Source organism: Pseudoalteromonas sp. S554 (genome assembly GCF_005930865.1).
Classification (GTDB): domain Bacteria; phylum Pseudomonadota; class Gammaproteobacteria; order Enterobacterales; family Alteromonadaceae; genus Pseudoalteromonas; species Pseudoalteromonas marina.
Genome location: NZ_PNDV01000051.1, coordinates 80,956 through 99,017 on the forward strand (window position 1 = coordinate 80,956; position 18,062 = coordinate 99,017).

Sequence of the window (18,062 nt, forward strand, 5' to 3'; positions counted from 1 at the left end):
TTATGACATTTACTGTAACAAAATAACCTACAGAATATCAGCATGCTTAACGCACAAAGCTATGGTTTAAACCCAAACTTTTATAATTTATTACCATGCTGGATTTTTAAATTCATCACTGAGCGTGTCGATTAGTGCTCTTACTGTTGCCGATAAATGCTGACGAGAAGGGTAAAGCACATATATTTTCATTAGGTTTGATGTCCATGGCGCTAATACACGCTGCAAGCGACCATCAAGTATATATTGATTTGCCAAATACGTAGGCTGTACTGAAATACCACCACCGGCTATGGCTGCATGAAGTAATGTGGTGGCCTCGTTTGCACTTAAATTGCATTTAACATCAACTGATTGAAACTCATCCCCGTTGTGTAAATGCCAAATATATCGGTCAAAGTTTTTATAGCCTAAACACTGATGAGCACTTAACTGTTGTGGTGTCGTTATTGGCGGATAATCAGCAAGGTAGCTGGCTGAGGCCACTAATATAGATTCACACTCGGCAATAGGTTTACCTATTAACGAAGGATCAGGATTGGCTGCAATACGTATTGCTAAATCAACACGTTGCTCTATTAGATCTGTGGTTGAGTCTTCAAGATCTATGTCTATTTGCACGTTAGGGTGACGTTTCATAAAACGTGTAAATATAGGGGCTAATTGTGCAAAACCTAACGACATACTGGTCGCTACTCGTATTTTACCTGACAACTGTTGCTGGCTTTTAGTTTGTTCAACTAAACGGTTAGCCTGTGCTAACCATTGCTCTATTTCGGGTAAACAGGCCTCGCCGGCGGTGGTAAGCGTTACTTTACGGGTAGTGCGATGCAATAAGCGCGTATTTAACCAGGCCTCTGCCGACTCAATATGACGAGTAACCATAGGGCGTGACATTTCAAGCCGATCGGCAGTGGCAGTAAAACTGCCTGAGTAGGCAACATCCACAAAAACCTGCGCTGCGGTGAGTTTATCCATAGTATTTGCACGATTTATGAAACAATGATGCTAATTATTGGTTGTTTTTCTGAACATATCAAACCTTTATTATGCTCGCATTAGCAACCAATGATGAGAATACTATGAACCTACGCACTCTTTTACTAAGCACACTATTAGCCAGCAATATCGCTATTGCAGACGAAACCCCACTAACCCTTGATGTGTATAACGCTGACAGCAATAGCTTTCATGTTAATGCCACGCTGGTTTATGGCCATACCGATGCAATTTTAATTGATACCGGATTTACCAAAGCAGATGCACTGCGCATTGCCGCCAAAGTAATTGACTCTGGTAAACAACTAAAAACTATTTTTATTAGCCAAGCCGATCCTGATTACTACTTTGGCGCTGAAGTGTTACAGCAGTTTTTTCCTGACGCAAAGATTATAACCACACCGGCAGTGCACCAAAAAATAGCAGCAAAGCTTAAAGGTAAACTTGCTTTCTGGACGCCAAAAATGGGGGGAAACGCCCCAAAAAACCCCGTTGTTCCTGAGGTATTTAATGGTAATAGCTTAAAAATAGAAGGCCACAGCATAGAAATTCGTGGCACAGAGGGTGAGCATAATCATCGTCCTTATTTATGGATACCTGATAACAAAGCTATTTTAGGAAATGTGGCTGTATACGCTAATGTTCATTTATGGATGGCCGATGCACAAACTCAAGCAGAGCAAAATGCATGGGCAAAACAACTTAATGAAATGAAAGCACTTAAACCTGACGTGGTGATCCCTGGGCATATGAAAGCAGGCACTCAATTAGATGCTGCAAATATCGATTTTTCAATCCAGTATTTAAAGGATTTTGCACACACTAAGCAAAATAGTGATAACAGTAAGCTGCTGATAGATAAAATGACCAACTCATACCCAGAGGCTGTATTACCTATGGCTCTTAGCATTGGTGCTAAAGTTCATAAAGGCGAAATGAAATGGTAATTGCTTACGCTTAACCACTTTAATAAATACAGTAGTACCAAAAAACACGCCTAGTAAAGTCTGGCGTGTTTTTTATTATTGCCACAAATACATACTGGCTCGCTTATTAGCAATATTTAATTCAAATACCTCAGTGCTTGCACACATAGCAGCGCCATAGCATACATGTAGTGGTAACAAGTGCTCTTCTCTGGGGTGATTAAAGCGTGCAGCTGGAGCTTGCTGCCATGCTAATAATTGCTGTTCACGCTGATGCTCGGTTAATGTTTGATCTGCGACTGTGCTTACCAGCCAATTTTCAAATGCCAGGTTTTGCTGATTAACATCGCTTGATTGGGTAACACCAAAAGCGCGCATATTATGGAAGGTAAAGCCTGAACCTATAATTAATAAGTTATCATAATCAATACTTTGCAGCGCTTTACCAATTTCAACATGCAACAGCGGATCAAGACTTGGATGCAAGGATATTTGCACACAGGGAATGTCGGCCTCTGGGTACATAATTTTTAACGGCACGAACATCCCGTGATCAAAACCACGCTGAGAATCGAGTTTTGAGTCAATATTACGTGTTGCGAGCGCTTGCTGTACTAAATTAGCAAGTTGCGGCTGGCCAGCACAAGGGTAAGTTAATTGATACGCCTGCTCAGGAAAACCGTAGTAATCGTAAATTAATTTAGGTGTTGCTGAGGCTGTGATTGCAATAGGGGTTGCTTCCCAATGTGCGCTGATCATTAAAATAGCGCTAGGCTTTTTGATTTTAGCAGCAACGGTTTGTAAACATTCCACCATATCTTTATGGCTTGGCTCTCCTAGCAGCGGTAATGGACCGCCGCCATGAGATAAAAAGAAAACATTTGCTGGTTGCGGCATACTTAACCCTTAATTGTTCGATGTGGTTATTATAATGCATGCTCAAATCACAATTAACTAGCCACAAAAATGCACAGCTAAAGTGCAAATTCTAAGAAGCTCTAGCAGTCATCAACCAAACCACAATACTGGCAGGGGTAACACCTTTAATACCTTGGTTTAATTTTTCGCAGCTGAGCATTTTTAAGCTGTACTGCTTTGCATAAATACTCTGTACCTCTGCCGCAGGCACACTGTATGGCGTGCCACTACGTTGAGATTGGTCGTAAATACAGGTGATCAATAATTGCGGTGCAGCATCACTTAGGCTAATCAAGTGTTGGGCATATTGACTGCGAATAGTGTAGGGTAGCGCGACTAAGGCACCGCGATCATATATTGCATCAACATGACCTAAATGCTCAACCGTTAAAGCAAACACATCACCGACCCAAATACAGATCCCCAGAGCCTGATACGCAGTAAGTAGACCATGTGTCGTTATTTTTGGCGTAAGTGCTAATTCATCAAACAGTTGTTGAACAGCAAGCTCACTAAGTTCTACACCCACAACTTGCATGCCCTTATTGAGCAAGTAGTGTATATCAACTGTTTTGCCACACAAAGGTACAAACACACGACTATCTAGCGGTAAATTTAAATTAGTAAAATAACGATCTAAACTCGGGTTTACATTATCGCCATGAAAGCCAACATCATTATTTTGCCAGCGCTTTAACCAATATTCTGCTTGCATAATAACCTCTCAAAAGAGTGACAGCGCTAATGCGCTTAGGTATAAACCCACACCAAACACTGCGTGCGATAAAATGCTTTTAATTCTAGCTGTGATTGGCTTTGATGTTTTAGCCGCAGCAATACCTAGCCCGAGAGCTGGTTGCATCAAAAAAAAAGGTATAACAACCGTTAGCACGCCAAAAAATAGAGCAGGCATTAAGCTTGGCGCTGTTAACCAATGATTTGGCAACAATAGTATAAATACCAATGCAAAAATAACCCCTATGAAGTAATGACTAAACCAACCAATTGCGCATTCATTAGGTTGTGCAGCGGTTTTACTAATAGCAAGGTGTTTCCACTTGCCATAGCGCATTAAACATAGCCAGCGACCCACTATACAAAAGTTTAAAGAGTTAATACCAAACTTACTAAGTAGTAGCGCCCACACATCAAGTAATGCCGTAGCACCTATACCAATAATTATGACCGCCAACCAATCAATTGTTGAAAACATAATGTCACCCTTTGCTGAAAACTTAAGCACTATGATATACACTTGCAAAAACGTTAAATACAAAGATTTAATCAAACTTAAATTGCAAAAGTGGAATCATGTTAGACGATATAGTGTTGTTTGTGCACATAGTTCAACAAGGGGGCCTGTCTCAAGCAGGCGAGTATTTATCGCTCCCTGCGGCAACCGTTACAAGGCGATTACAACGCCTAGAGTCTCGACTGGGCCAAAAGCTGCTGCACCGCTCTGCGCGCCAATTTACACTAACCCAACAGGGAGAGGTTTATTACCAAAGCTACGCAAGTTTAGTTGAGCAGTTTGAACAAACCAGTCATCACCTCAATCAACAAAAAGAGCAATTAAGCGGCAAACTTAAAGTGCTTGCGCCGCTTAATATTTGCCATGGCTTTTTAAAGTCAATGTGGTTGTCGTTTACTAAAGAGTATCCTGATATCCAATTGGAACTTGTTTTAAGCAATCAACTTGAAGACATAATTAAAAGCCAAGCCGACTTAGCATTAAGAATCGGCCCACAAGCGGATTCACTTTTGCAACAAAAAAACTCGGACAAGCAGATTCGATTTTGGTGGCTACCCCAATTTATTTAACCAATGCACCAGTGCTCACAGAACCAAGCGACCTTAAACAACACCGCTTAATTGGCACGACACTAAGAAATAAATGGCCACTCACTCACATTACTTCACGCGCAAGCTATACACACATGTGTCGATTTAGCAGTATTTATAACGATACTGGCTTTGTTAAATACCAAGAGGCTGATCATCAAGGAGTAGGCTTATTACCTAGATTTGAAATTATAAACGAGTTGGCAACAGGAGAGTTTGTAAGGGCATTACCAAACTGGCAAAGCCATAATCGCGAAATCTTTGCTATTTGGCCAAGCGGTCGTTTACTTAGTAAAAAAGCGGTTTGTTTACGTGATTACATACATAATTTTATTCAGCAACAGTTACCAGGGAGTTAACCATTTTTATGCCATCGGTATTCCATTTGCTTTGCTGTATGCTCAGCGTGTGATGGGCTTATTAACTGCGCAACTAATGCCAAACTCATATCAACTCCCGCAGAAATACCACCAGAGGTAGTAAATTTACCTTGTGACACCCAACGCTTATTTGCAACTACGTTTAGGCTTGGGAACATAGCAGCAAGATCGGCTTGATCTTCCCGATGCGTAGTCACCGTTAAGCCATCGAGCTAACCCGCTTTGGCTAATAAAAAAGCCCATGTACACACCGAAGCAACGTGATTTGCAGAATCAGCCGCTTTTTTTACCCAGCTAATTACTTGCGACTTACTTAGCTCACCAGTATGAACACCACCAACCACAATAAGCAAATCAATAACCGGATGATCGGCAAAACTGTAATGGGGGTTTACACTAAAACCCCTCGCGCATTGACAGGCTGATTATGTTGCGCGACTAAAAATATATTCCACTCGTTTTTAGCTAAACGTTTAGCAGTACTAAATACTTCAAATGGGCCTGAAAAGTCGAGCACTTCAGCATCATCATATATATAAATACCTATGTTCATTTAACGTTCCTTCTATTTCAAACGTTTAAATTAGCATGTTTTACATAAAAAAAGCCCACTATTTAAGGGGAAAAAGCGGGCTTAGGGTAGTCATTTAAAGCTTTATGTATAGCTATTTTTTAGCGTTTAACTTAACAGCTTCAATTTTATAGCTGTATTTGTAGTCTAACCATGGGAGCTCATATTCGTACAAGGGTTTACTACCCCACGAATCCGTTCCACCCACACCACGCTGCTTGTAATCTATATTCACAAAAATGTACGGGGCTTTGGTTAAATCTGATGGGTGCAGATTGCGCCTATTAACTTGTTCAGTACTCTTATCGTAGTCGTGTATATCGTAGAAAGATGCATTAAAGCCAATTAAGGGATCGCCAGAGAACTTAACACCAATTCCTTTATCATCATAAAACGTAACGTACCGTACATCCGTTTTGTGACCGTTTTCTTGCGGGCGAACATACGGTACACGTAAAGAGTCAACGTCAGATTGATATAAGCCAACAAAAGCCGATGACTTACGATCGTCGTAGTTTTCGTGAGGCCCTCGGCCATACCACTGTACGTTTTTAAAGTTCTCGTTCACAACAAACTGCATACCTAATCTGGGTAAGGCTGAGTACGAATTATGAGGTGCAGCATAAAAGTAAACATCTACATCAACTACGCCATTGCCATTTATTGTGTATGTTGTGAAGTACCGACTTTCAACGTTATTTAATGTGTGCTCTGTTTCGACTTTGTATTGTGTTGAGGATACTTTTTTACTACTAAAACTAGTCAGTGTTGTATTTGATCCCGCGTGTTGCCACACAGCAAACGAGTCACCATATCCCTTTTGCGGTAAATCATTATCGGTAGGCGCACGCCAAAAGTTAGGCTGCACAGGTTGGTCTACACTATTGGCTAGTAATGGCTTTCTAAAGACATTAATTTCATTTAATAAGCCTGTTTTTTTGTTAAACGTAAATTGAGCGTTTTTAGTAGAAAAAGCTAAAGAATTTTCAGAATCCTTTACTTTTAACGAGGCTGATTTTGTATTATTAGTCAGTGCAAAGCCTGTTAATGCAAGTTGCTCTGACGCAACCACATGACCCGTTGGCAATGTATTTTTAGCGTTTTTGAGAACGGCTTGTACATTTAAAAAATATTCAATTCCTGCTTTTAGTTTTGTCTTAATTGGCAAACTAACACGCTGAGATGTTTGTGGTTTGGCATTAATACCAAGGTTAGCACCTTGCTCTACTTCAACACCGTTGGCCATTAGCTGCCATGACAAAGTAAAGTCAGACAGGCCGGCAAAAAACTGTTTGTTAATTACGCTTATTTCGTAAGGTGTTTTGCTCGTTAACTCAAAGTCGATGTTTTGCTGTACTTGTTTAACCTCCCACAAATAAGGGTAGGGCGTTCTGTCGGCGTAAACTAACCCATTTGCAGCAAAACTTTTTGCGCTTACTGCAAATGGAGGCTCTAAGTCGCCACCATATGCCCAAAAAAGCTCACCTTTACTGTTTTTCATGGCAAAAGTTTGATCGACCCAATCCCAAATAAAACCGCCTTGTAGCTGTGAGTATTTTTCAAAGGCCTGCCAATATTCTTCAAGGTTACCTAACGAATTACCCATTGCGTGTTCGTATTCAATTAAAATCATGGGTCTTGATACATCATGCATTGTTTTAGCATAGCGAATAGCCGATTGGATTGGCGCATACATTTGACCGTATACGTCGGTGTGGCGCCTTAACTGTGCTTGTTCAGATACAACTGGAAACCCTGGGGCTTGACGCTTTAGCCAATCGTACGACGCCTCTAAATTAATACCATCGCCCGATTCATTACCCAGTGAGCGCATTACAACCGATGGATTATTTTTAGAACGGTGATACATGTTTGAAATGCGATCTATGTATGCATTTTGCCAACTAAGCTTATTTACCAAGTGTGCCGAGGGGTCGTACTTACCTTGGTTTGCGGCTCCCATTCCATGTGACTCAATATTAGCTTCGTCCATAACGTATAAGCCATATTTGTCTGCAAGGTGATAAATGTACGGATCTTGCGGGTAATGAGCCATTCGTATTGCATTAATATTAAAGGCCTTCATTAATGCAACATCTTTTTCCATAGACTCTTTAGAAACGACGTGCCCTGTTTCTGGGTCGTGCTCGTGTCTATTTACACCTTTAAATAAAACTGGTTTGCCGTTAACTAAAATATTACCATTTTTTAATTCACTGCTTCTAAAGCCTATTGATTTTCCAATCCACTCAACAACCTTATCATTACTATTACGTAAGCCTATTTTTAATTTATAAAGGTTAGGAATTTCAGCACTCCAAGGCAGTACATCATTTACTTTAAACACTGTTTTTACTTGCGTACTTTGTTGTTTTTTTATTTTAGGAACTGACAATGTTTTAGTACTCATTACCTTATCGTTTGCGTCTAAAAGTGAAACGAGTAAGTCAAAGTTAGTTTGGGTTTGCTTAGTGTGATTTTGTACTGTTGTGGTTAGCGTTAGTTCACCGTTTGTGTAATTGTCAATCAAAGTGGTATTAGCTTCAAAATCACTTATACGCACTTTTGGCGCTGCATATAAATATACATCGCGCTCAATACCACTCATACGCCACATGTCTTGGCATTCAAAGTAAGACCCTGTTGAATAGCGGTAAACTTGTAATGCTAAAGTATTTTCACCTTTAGAAACGTATGGCGTAATATCAAATTCGGCGGCAGTTTTAGAATCTTCTGAATAACCAACTTGCTGACCATTTACATAAATATAGAACGCAGACTTTACCGCCCCAAAATGAATAAGGATTTGTTTGTTATTCCAGCTTTCGTCGATGTTAATTATTTTTCGGTATGAGCCAACCGGATTATAGTAACGCGGCAGCTCAATTTGCTCAGTATTAGGTATTAAACAGTAGTGAGAGTGATAAAAAGGAGAACCGTAACCATTTAGCTCCCAATTGGCAGGGACGGCTATTTCATCCCAGCTTGCGTCATTGAAGGTTACTTTTTCAAATCCATTTGGTTTTCTACTAGGCGAGTCAACCCAGTTAAACTTCCACTGCCCATTTAGTAATTTATAACTATCTAACTGCCAAGGCTCTAGTGTAAATGCGTTTTGCTCATTTTCTGTAGGATAATAGAACGCGCGGGGTGGGAGTTTATTTACTCTAAATATACTTGGATCCTGCCAAGCCTGAGCAACTTGCTGTTCTATTGCAATGCTTGGCAAGCTAGTTATTAATAAATAAAGTCCCCCAAAGCATAGAAGCTTTTTTAGATAACCTTTAAGCCGCATCCTGTTCTCCTTTAATTTTTTATCATATAAATATGCTAATTAAACTTTAGCGTATTTTTAACAATTAAGAAACCTAATTAATAGAGACTACAACGGCGGCTATGGGGACTATTTCTAATCAACTAAGTTTCAGACTATTCAATATAATGTTTTTTATAGCGCTTTGTTAATTTAAGAGATCTAATTTGGTCGCAAATTAAAGTAAACACTGCTGATGCATTTTCTTTCGCACCTTTGCCTTGGCCTATACGACGAATTTGCCTTTTTACTAATGCCATGGTGGCAAGGCCTGCTATGGTTTTATCTTTAATCTGAACGTTTGGCGCTGCAGGAATAAACTCGGGTTGTTTTTGCCAAATACTGACTAAATCAGGTTTATACGCAAGTGCCGTTGCAATACCGGCCAAAGCTACGCCAGAATCAATAACATTATTAGCCACTGATAGGCGACTGATACCACCCGTGGTCATAATAGGAATACTGGATTGTTCACTAATTGTTTTGGCAAATTCTAAAAAGTACGCTTCACGAGCGAGTGTACGTTCATCGGCCGTTTTACCTTGCATGGCAGGTGCTTCGTAACTACCGCCCGAAAGCTCAACAAAATCTATATTTAAGTCACTTAATAGATTAATTACTGCTTGGGCGTCGCTAGGTTCAAATCCACCGCGCTGAAAATCAGCCGAATTTAGTTTAACCGATACCGAAAAGTTATTTGCGCAACTAGCCTTAATCTTTTGCGTTATTTCTGTGAGTAAACGCGCTCGATTTTCAAGGCTACCACCGTATTTATCATCACGCTTATTGGTTAAAGGCGATAAAAACTGTGCTAATAAGTAACCATGAGCCGCATGTATTTGCACGCCATCGAACCCTGCCTTTTGTGCTTGTAATGCCGTATTTGTGAATCGCTCAATCACATCATCAATTTCATTGTGTGTCATTGCTTTTGGCTGGCCAAATAAATGAGAGTGTTTTCCCATGCTTAATGCCACATTGGAGGCTGAAAGAACCTTTCCCCCCATTTTTTTAAACACTTGACGACCTGGGTGATTAATTTGCATCACAATTTTACTGTCGTTTTGCTGCCCTAAACGCGCAAGCTCCGCAAAAGGCGTTATATCGGTATTATGCTCAAGCGCAAGGCCACCGGGGCCAGTCATAGCTAAGTGATCAACCATTACATTACCGGTAATAATTAAACCAACCCCGCCCTTAGCCCATGCGTTATAACAATTTTTAAGTACTTGAGAGGGGGGTGAGATCGGCATCTGCTAGGTTTTCTTCCATGGCCGCTTTTACTAGCCTATTTTTTAATACTAAACCGCTAGGTAAAGTAACCGATGTAAATACGCTCTGTTGTTGATTTTTTGGCATGTTAGTAACCGTTTAAATTGACATTAATGCCACTATAACTTTAAAGTCAGCTTTAAGGTCAAGGCAGTATTTATAACTAATTTAGGACCACTATGAAAATAAGTGAGCTTGCAAAACTTGTTGGCGTTGCCCCCAGTACAATTCGTTATTACGAAGGCAAAGGTTTATTACCAAAAGGCAGCCGCAACAGTAATGGTTATAGACAATACGACCATTCAAGCATTGAGCAAATAAAAATGATTAAGTTTGCACAGAGTTTAGGGTTTTCGTTAGAGGAGATACCAACATTAAAAACGCCAGAAAACGATCTGGATCACACTGTTATTATTGAACGTTTGCAGCAAAAGCAAAACGAAGCGAATGCGCTGATTGCTCAGCTGCAAAAAAAGTCGCAGCGTATCGGTGATTTAGTCACGCAATTAAATGCAAGCTGGTCAAATGGACAATGTTTAACACAACAACAAATGAGTGACTTATTGGATGAGGTTCAGTTTTAACGGTTAGGTGCTTTGATGTGTGTTAAGAATACCCAAGCAAAAAACAGCATAAACACAAAATCGTTGATACCGTAAATACTGTAAAAAATTCCCGCGAATACATCTTTATCGTAAACGTCATCAAGGTTATTGTTTGCTAACCATAATGACCAAGCAACAACATAAACCAGTTTTTCAATTACAAAAGCGCCAGCTAACCACTTTATATTTGAGGTAATAAAAGCACTAGCCAAATATGCTAAGCCCCATATAACAATCATTAACAAGCCAAAATTAGACATAACAACAGGGTCTAGTTCGTTTATTATGGAATTTGTAAAAAACCGCGAGAACAGTAAAACGCCACCTATATTCATGGCTGCAGCCATAATAAAACCCAATTTTATTAGTTTATTTTTTGTCATTTTTTTCTTCCTATCAGGCTTATTAATTAAAGCGGAAAACTTAATCACATATTTTGTTAGTGAACTTCAAGCTGCATTGCTGTTTTTAAAATACCATGTGCGGGCAACCATTGTTTATATTCAGAAAAGCCATGTTTTTTATATAAATTTATTGCTGGCGTATTTGCTACAGCCGTTTCTACTATAGCTTTATTATACGTATACAAAGTAAGCGCATGAGCAATTAGTTTACCTGCGATTCCTTTTTTAAAGTAGCAAGGGTGCACTGTTAAGCTTTCGATACTTAAGCAATTATTTTTTACTGTAATTTCTATAACCCCCGCAAGCGTACTCTCACAATAAAAACCATAAAATAGCGCGTTGCTGCGCACAATGGCATGCTGCGTTCTACTAAGAGGAGGAAAATGTTCAGCCTTTATTAAAAGGGCCTCTGTTTTATAAGCACATTGAAAAACGTTATAAATTTGCTCTGCAACAGAAGGAACTGCATTTTTTAGTTGAGTGATCATTTTAATTTCACTTATTTATTTTTAGATACTGCAGCGATTGGAAAAAATGAATTATTAATTGGTATATTCAATTAGCTCTTCAACGTATAAATACCCTTTTTGACGCTGAGTTAACTTAATGAATGTTTTTAGTGTTGGTGCATACAAGTGTATGTCTTGTGTGTCGGCTGAATAGCCTCTCGAATTAGTAATTTTACCCGTGTACTCAATGGTGTAGGCTTTATATGTGCCAGCTTCTACTTTTTCATCTTTAAAAGAGACAACTTTAGCGTTTTGAATTGTTGAGCCTTTGGTGCCATCTTCGCTTTCCCAGTGCTCTTCAAACACCCATGTTTTGCCTACATATAACGGCCAATAATAACGCGAGGTTTTGCTGTTATTTGGTTTTGTTAATACCTTTAGTAACGTAGATCCCTTAGCCGTTAACATACTAAGTGCGCCATTTTCGCTGACTATTTGTTTAGTATCGGTGCCTTGTGCACGTATTTCATTGCTAGGTGTTACCCCTTTATATTTCCATACCCACTTTTCCCCTTCACTATAATCAGCTTCTGTTGGCTGATACGCTTTTTCATTTGAAGCTTGAGCAAAAAAGCTTAATAGGCTTAAGGCAAAAATAATAATTTTAGCGTTCATTCACGTTGTTCCTTTTATTGATTTTTGTATGTGTGTTCAAACCAAATAATTAGGTGTATTGACCTGAAAAAAGTGTGAACAATAGCGCTTACAATTTATATGCGCTTTTATAAAGCTAAAAGGACTAATCTAACTCTAACTGTGCTCGCTCTACGCTCTCGTTGGGTAACTCTTTTTGAACAGATACACCAAGCTCTTTAAATTCGGCGGCTTGTTTAATTAAGTTTCCCTTACCTCGGTAAAGCTGAGAAAAGGCCTTGTCGTAACTTTCTTTTGCTCGGTCTAATTGTTTACCAACACCTTCCATGCTGAGTAAAAAGCCATTTAATTTGTTGTAGAAGCGCTCTGCACGATTTGCCAGTTCCTTTGAATATTTAGTTTGCTCTTCAAAACGCCACAGCTGTTTAACAATATTTAAACTGGTTAACAGCGTAGTGGGAGTAGCGACCAGAATGTTTTTTTCTATCGCTTGTTGATAAATATCACTTTGATATTTAAGCGCCTCTACAAAGGCTGACTCTATAGGTACGAACATAATGACAACCTCTGGTGAATTTAACCCCGGGAGGCGGTCATATGATTTACTGGCTAGTTCGTTTATTCGAGCCGTAACTGCATTTACATGCTCTTTAATAGCTTGATTAGCATCTAGTTCATTTTCAGCATTTACATAACGGGTGTAGGCATTAAGGGATGTTTTTGCATCTATAACTAAATGTCGCTCTTGTGGTAAGTACACTACAACATCTGGGCGCAAACGACCGTCCTCGGTATTAAACGAGACCTCGCGTTTGTAATCGGTACCCGCGCGTAAGCCTGCGCTATCGAGTACATTTTCGAGCATGAGTTCGCCCCAGTTACCTTGGGTTTTCTTTTGCCCTTGTAAGGCGTTACTTAGCTTATCGGCTTGCTCTGTGATGGATTGGCTTTTGGCTTGTAAATGTAAAAGCTCAGTTTTTAATTGTGCACGCTGTTTTAAGTCCTCAACATGAATTGATTCCATTTTATCTCTAAAGCCTTTTAACTCACCTTGAACGGGTTTAAGCAGTTGTTCAATACTTTCTTGGTTAGTCACTTTAAAGCTTTGGGTTTTTTCATCGAGGATTTTATTGGCTAAATTTTCAAACTCTTTTTTAAGTACGTTTTTACTTTCTTCTATTTGAGCTAACTGCTCAGTAAAGCTTTGCTGCTTTTGCTCAAGCATAGTTCGCATGGAGTTAAGCTCTACATCGCGTTGATTATATTGTGCACGCAACTGCGTTATTTCTGTTTCGGCTTTTTGCCAAAACTGATTGTATTGCATGCTTTGTTTTTCTTGTTCACTGCAGCGCGTTTTAAAATGCTGCGCTTCGTCGCGTTGTTCTTGGTGGCTATGCTCAAGCAACTCATGTTCATCTTGTAAGGCGCTAAGTTGCTCAGCTTTGTTATCGAACTGACTTTGTAATAAAGAGAGTTGCTGTTGTTGCTCGTTAATTGCTTTTTTTAATTTTCTGCGAGGCAAAACACCAATAACACTATAAAGCACAACACCTGCCGTAAACCCTGCAGCTGTGCTTACCCAATCAATTTGGGTGAGTATTTGAGTAATCATAAAATAAACTTATAAAATTTATGGACATGCCATCATAACGAATAAGTTTGAGTAGAAGTAGGGGGTAACAAATAACAGCCATAAAAAAAGCCAGTTCAAATGAACTGGCTCAACCATTACTAAATAAGTAACACAACAGGGGAATCAACATAAAACTTGAATTAACTGCAATTAATCAACAAGCACAATAGTAGACGCCCTGTTTTGAATTAAGTTCATTAAAAGATCAAATTATTTTAAAAAACTGATCTTTGGCAAATAAAGCATTAAACGGTAAAAATTAAACATAAAAAAAGCCAGTTCAAAGTGAGCTGGCTTGATCATTACTAAATAAGTAACTAAATGGGGGGGAATCAACATGAAAACTTGTGTTAACTGCAATTAATCAACAAGCATAATAGTAGACGCCGTGCGTTCAAATAAGTTCAAAAAAAAGATCAAATTAGTTTAAATAACTTAAGCCCCGACTAATAACCAACTAAACACTAAAAACAGGCATAAAAAAAGCCAGTTCAAAATGAACTGGCTTAATCATTACTAAAAATTAGTAACTAAATAGGGAATCAACATGAAAACTTGTGTTAACTGCAATTAATCAACAAGCATAATAGTAGACGCCCTGCAGTTAAATAAGTTCAAAAAAGATCGCACTAATTTTAAAATAAATTAATTTTTTATAAGTGACAGCATTTGTTGCTCATCGAACTGTGTAAAACTCATTGATTTGTCTGTAAATAATGCATCAACAAGTGCTTGTTTATCTTCTTGCATTTTAAATACTTTTTGTTCAATTGAATGACTCATAATCAACTTATAAACAAAAACTGGGTTTGTTTGCCCAATGCGATAGGCACGATCGGTGGCTTGTTTTTCTACTGCGGGGTTCCACCATGGATCGAAATGAATAACCGTATCGGCTTGCGTTAAATTAAGCCCAGTGCCGCCTGCTTTTAAGCTAATTAAAAAAACAGACGTTTTGCCACTGGTAAACTCATCTATAACTTTATCGCGATGGCGAGTTTGGCCTGTTAATAAACTAAAGTTAATGTCCAATTCAGTTAATTGCTTTGCAATTAAATCTAACGCTGATGTAAATTGGCTAAATATAATTACTTTACGCCCCAAACTTAGCATTAAAGGGAGGTGAGTAGATAACCATTCTAATTTGGCAGACCCGGCTTGTGTATCGGGTTCAATGAGCTTTGGATGACAACAAATTTGTCTTAGCTTCAGTAAAGCCTCTAAAAAGGCAAGTTTACTTTTTTGAACGCCTTGCTCAGCAAATAAATCAATAAGTTTTTCTTCAAGGGCACGTGTTATCCCTTGATACATTTCTTTTTGTTTAGGCTCAAACTCAAACTCTTTAGTTATTTCTGTTTTTTGCGGCAGTTCTTGCGCCACTTGTGCTTTTGTTCGGCGTAGTATAAACGGCATTATGAGTGCTTTTAATTGCTCTGCACGCTGCATGTCGGCCTCACGCTCAATAGGCGTTTGAAAATGTTGTTTAAAATGAGCCTGAGAGCCTAAAAGAGAGGGCATAGCAAAGTCGAGTAAAGACTTGAGTTCAAGCAAGTTGTTTTCGATTGGGGTACCGCTTAAGCACAATTTAAAATCAGCATTAAGACGTTTTACCAATCGAGATACTTGCGCCGTGTCATTTTTAATATATTGCGCTTCGTCTAGCACTATGTTTTCAAAAAAAAGCGGTGAGTAATAAGCTATATCACGTTTTAACAAAGGGTAAGTAGTCAATATACACTGTGCTTGCGCTAGATGTTGCAGTGGCTCGTTACGATTAGACCCAAATATAGTAGTTACCTTTAATCCTTTGGTAAATTTAAGTATTTCGTTTTGCCAGTTACTCACTAAACTGGTTGGACACACGATTAGTGTAGGACCTGCCTGCGGACGATTGTACGTACTCGTTAAAAACGCAATGACCTGCAGTGTTTTACCCAACCCCATATCGTCAGCTAAAATGCCACCAAGTTTGTGGCGTTTTAAAAAACTAAGCCAATCAATACCTTGCTGTTGATACTCTCTAAGTTCGACAGACTCATTTAAACCATGCAGCGATACGCTCGGCATTGTTTTATGTGTATTGTTAAGCTCCTCAAGATAGAGCTCGAGTGAGTCGTCGTGCAGCTCAACATTAATTGCAGTGTGTTTTACAAGTTCTGGCAAGTACGAAAGGGGTATATTAAATTCGTCACGTGTTTTTACAAACTCAAAACGTTGCTTAAAATCAGACAAAACGTTCATGGCTGACTTATTAATAACACCAAATTGGCGACCAACAGGGTAGTAATGGAATAACTGACTTTGTCGATTTAACGATTGATAAAGTGAATCTTCGTTACTAAAAAGTTGTGCAAGCTTGCTGCTGTTAATAAGCACTTTACAGTGCATTTGATGCCCTGCAGCTCTATTAGCAATCAGTGTAACTTCACTTTGCGGATTGGCGATATCCATCTTACCAACAGTTACTTTCCAACCATGCTCTTTAAAGCTAGGAAATACCTCGTAAGTTAACCAGTGCAAATGAATTGCTGATTGCTTATTAAAAGTAAACTCGCTTTGTAAACCCCCTTTACAAAATTCAAAACCTAAATTAACAAGCTCATTGGTTACTGTATTTTCAAACGCGCTGTTAATTAAATTATTTGGCGCTGTACCTGCGGGGTAATGTTTATTTTTATACTTAAATGATAAAGACAGCCTTAAACCAGCCTCTTCCATAGTCACTTTAATTACTGCATTACTCGCTGTATGCGGTAAAACAGATTGCGTATTGGTGGGATGGGGGATAACACCCGCACCAAAGTTATCTGCAAGCTGTTTATAAATACGGTCAAAATTAGGGCTGTGTATTGCAGGCATGGTTTGTAAATGGGCTATTTCATCGCCACTTAACGGTGTGCGTATACGGCCAACTTTTAAGTGGTCAAGGTCAAGGTATGTAGGAGGTGTAGTTTTGAGTACCGCCCAATTTTTACTTTGTTCTAAATTAACGACTAATTTTGTAAGCTCTTTTTCTTGTTGCCAATTAAAACTAAGCGCCTGGCCACTTTGAGGCTTTATTGCAGTTCGAGAACGATGCAAAAATAAGCGCTCGGTTGCAATCAACTGCTGTAACGCGCTAAACCCCCATTGACCTTTTAACTCAAGACTACCAACTGCATTTTGTGAACGGATCCAACTATAAAGTCTAAAGTCGCTTTCAAGTAAATCATTTGGCGTTATAAAGCTATTTAATTGCTGGTCGGTTAGATTGCGCCCTAAGGTATAATTTTGGTCTTTGTCGAAATTAGCTATTTTAGGAGATATAAATACTTTTTTATTTTCAACACATAATACAAAAAGTAGTACTTGAGACGGTGTTGTTGATCCGGTACTTTTAAGTGTACTTAATTCGCTGAACCAATCATTTATAAAATAGTCTTCGCCATACTCACCGGAGTGCTCAATTTTGAGCTTTAACAAAATGGCTGCTAGGTGTAGGCATTTAGATTTGATATTACAGGTACAGTGGGTATCAACAGAATAACCTGTTGGTAATTTACTGATCTCGATTCGCTGATTATAAGAGGCGCCGGTATCACTTTGAACGGTTGAGTCTATCACCGAAAAGTCACTGTTATGTTCTAACCAGGCGATTTTACCATTTTTATAATACGCTTTACCCTTTGCCAACACATTTGGCTTAAACAGTTTATTTATAAAACGCTCAGAAAGAGGAAACTGGGTAGCCTGCTCATTTTTAATTTCTTCAAAAATAGCCAGTAAATCATTTTTTGATAAGTTAGCAGACATGTCACTCAAAGGATTAATTTTTTAAAATAATTTTCCCAGTATATGCCTTATAAGCGCTGAGCTAAAGCACTATTCACAGTAATGTAAACTGGTTGGAGTTGATAGGTTAGTAAAAATTCGGTTTATGATGGTAAACGGTAGCGTAATAAAAAACGAACAGTAACCCACAAATAACAAACAAAATATAAACACCTTACGCACAACGTAGGGGCTTTACAGATCATAATTTTACTAAGAGATAAGCTAATGACAGAAAAAATACTGGGAAGTGGAAAATAGTTAGTAAAAAAATGATCTCATTAAT

12 protein-coding genes and 3 pseudogenes are annotated in these 18,062 nt (G+C 38.8%); 3 read left to right on the forward strand and 12 right to left on the reverse strand.

Annotated elements, in window-relative coordinates:
• Positions 1-90: 90 nt before the first annotated feature.
• Positions 91-978 carry a LysR family transcriptional regulator gene (locus tag CWB65_RS12580; RefSeq protein WP_008130557.1) on the reverse strand — a complete coding sequence of 296 codons (888 nt, stop codon included), beginning with the start codon at positions 976-978 and terminating at the stop codon, positions 91-93.
• A gap of 104 nt (positions 979-1,082) precedes the next feature.
• On the opposite strand from CWB65_RS12580, the gene CWB65_RS12585 reads away from it, so the two are divergent.
• Entirely contained in the window at positions 1,083-1,946 is an 864-nt protein-coding gene (locus CWB65_RS12585) for an MBL fold metallo-hydrolase (protein WP_008130559.1), read from the forward strand.
• A gap of 75 nt (positions 1,947-2,021) precedes the next feature.
• Here CWB65_RS12585 and CWB65_RS12590 read toward each other — a convergent pair whose 3' ends face one another.
• The 3 genes from CWB65_RS12590 to CWB65_RS12600 form a co-directional block, all read right to left on the reverse strand.
• Positions 2,022-2,822, reverse strand: a complete 801-nt coding sequence (locus tag CWB65_RS12590) for a DODA-type extradiol aromatic ring-opening family dioxygenase (protein ID WP_008130561.1) — start codon at positions 2,820-2,822, stop codon at positions 2,022-2,024.
• 91 nt (positions 2,823-2,913) lie between these two features.
• On the reverse strand, positions 2,914-3,558 hold the full coding sequence (gene tmpT, locus CWB65_RS12595; RefSeq protein WP_008130569.1) for a thiopurine S-methyltransferase: 645 nt from the start codon (positions 3,556-3,558) through the stop codon (positions 2,914-2,916).
• A gap of 9 nt (positions 3,559-3,567) precedes the next feature.
• Positions 3,568-4,056, reverse strand: a complete 489-nt coding sequence (locus tag CWB65_RS12600) for a DUF2938 domain-containing protein (protein WP_138740720.1) — start codon at positions 4,054-4,056, stop codon at positions 3,568-3,570.
• A 98-nt stretch (positions 4,057-4,154) separates the two neighbouring features.
• Between CWB65_RS12600 and CWB65_RS20060 the strand changes: the two are divergent.
• A pseudogene (locus CWB65_RS20060) lies at positions 4,155-5,044 on the forward strand (LysR family transcriptional regulator).
• Here the strand turns inward: CWB65_RS20060 and CWB65_RS12615 are convergent.
• From CWB65_RS12615 to CWB65_RS12625, 3 genes and pseudogenes are all read right to left on the reverse strand, one after another.
• A pseudogene (locus CWB65_RS12615) lies at positions 5,041-5,618 on the reverse strand (DJ-1/PfpI family protein). The pseudogenes CWB65_RS20060 and CWB65_RS12615 overlap by 4 nt on opposite strands.
• A 112-nt stretch (positions 5,619-5,730) precedes the next feature.
• Complete coding sequence (locus CWB65_RS12620) at positions 5,731-8,931, reverse strand: glycoside hydrolase family 2 TIM barrel-domain containing protein (RefSeq protein WP_138740722.1); 3,201 nt, start codon at positions 8,929-8,931, stop codon at positions 5,731-5,733.
• A gap of 134 nt (positions 8,932-9,065) precedes the next feature.
• Positions 9,066-10,308: pseudogene (locus tag CWB65_RS12625) on the reverse strand (NADH:flavin oxidoreductase/NADH oxidase family protein).
• A gap of 92 nt (positions 10,309-10,400) precedes the next feature.
• Between CWB65_RS12625 and CWB65_RS12630 the strand changes: the two are divergent.
• A complete protein-coding gene (locus CWB65_RS12630; RefSeq protein ID WP_008130578.1) occupies positions 10,401-10,805 on the forward strand; it encodes a MerR family transcriptional regulator in 405 nt (134 codons plus the stop codon).
• On the opposite strand, the gene CWB65_RS12635 is transcribed toward CWB65_RS12630, so the two are convergent.
• The 5 genes from CWB65_RS12635 to CWB65_RS12655 form a co-directional block, all read right to left on the reverse strand.
• Positions 10,802-11,209 (reverse strand): hypothetical protein, encoded by a 408-nt coding sequence (locus CWB65_RS12635; protein WP_138740723.1) that lies wholly within the window; start codon positions 11,207-11,209, stop codon positions 10,802-10,804. The genes CWB65_RS12630 and CWB65_RS12635 overlap by 4 nt on opposite strands.
• 56 nt (positions 11,210-11,265) lie before the next feature.
• The gene (locus tag CWB65_RS12640) at positions 11,266-11,718 is read right to left on the reverse strand and encodes a GNAT family N-acetyltransferase (protein WP_138740724.1); all 453 of its coding nucleotides are present in this window, start codon (positions 11,716-11,718) and stop codon (positions 11,266-11,268) included.
• A 54-nt stretch (positions 11,719-11,772) separates the two neighbouring features.
• Positions 11,773-12,354, reverse strand: a complete 582-nt coding sequence (locus CWB65_RS12645; protein WP_138740725.1) for a hypothetical protein — start codon at positions 12,352-12,354, stop codon at positions 11,773-11,775.
• A 124-nt stretch (positions 12,355-12,478) separates the two neighbouring features.
• Entirely contained in the window at positions 12,479-13,945 is a 1,467-nt protein-coding gene (locus CWB65_RS12650; RefSeq protein ID WP_138740726.1) for a DNA recombination protein RmuC, read from the reverse strand.
• A gap of 666 nt (positions 13,946-14,611) precedes the next feature.
• Entirely contained in the window at positions 14,612-17,758 is a 3,147-nt protein-coding gene (locus tag CWB65_RS12655; RefSeq protein ID WP_138740727.1) for a DEAD/DEAH box helicase, read from the reverse strand.
• Between the last annotated feature and the right edge of the window lie 304 nt (positions 17,759-18,062).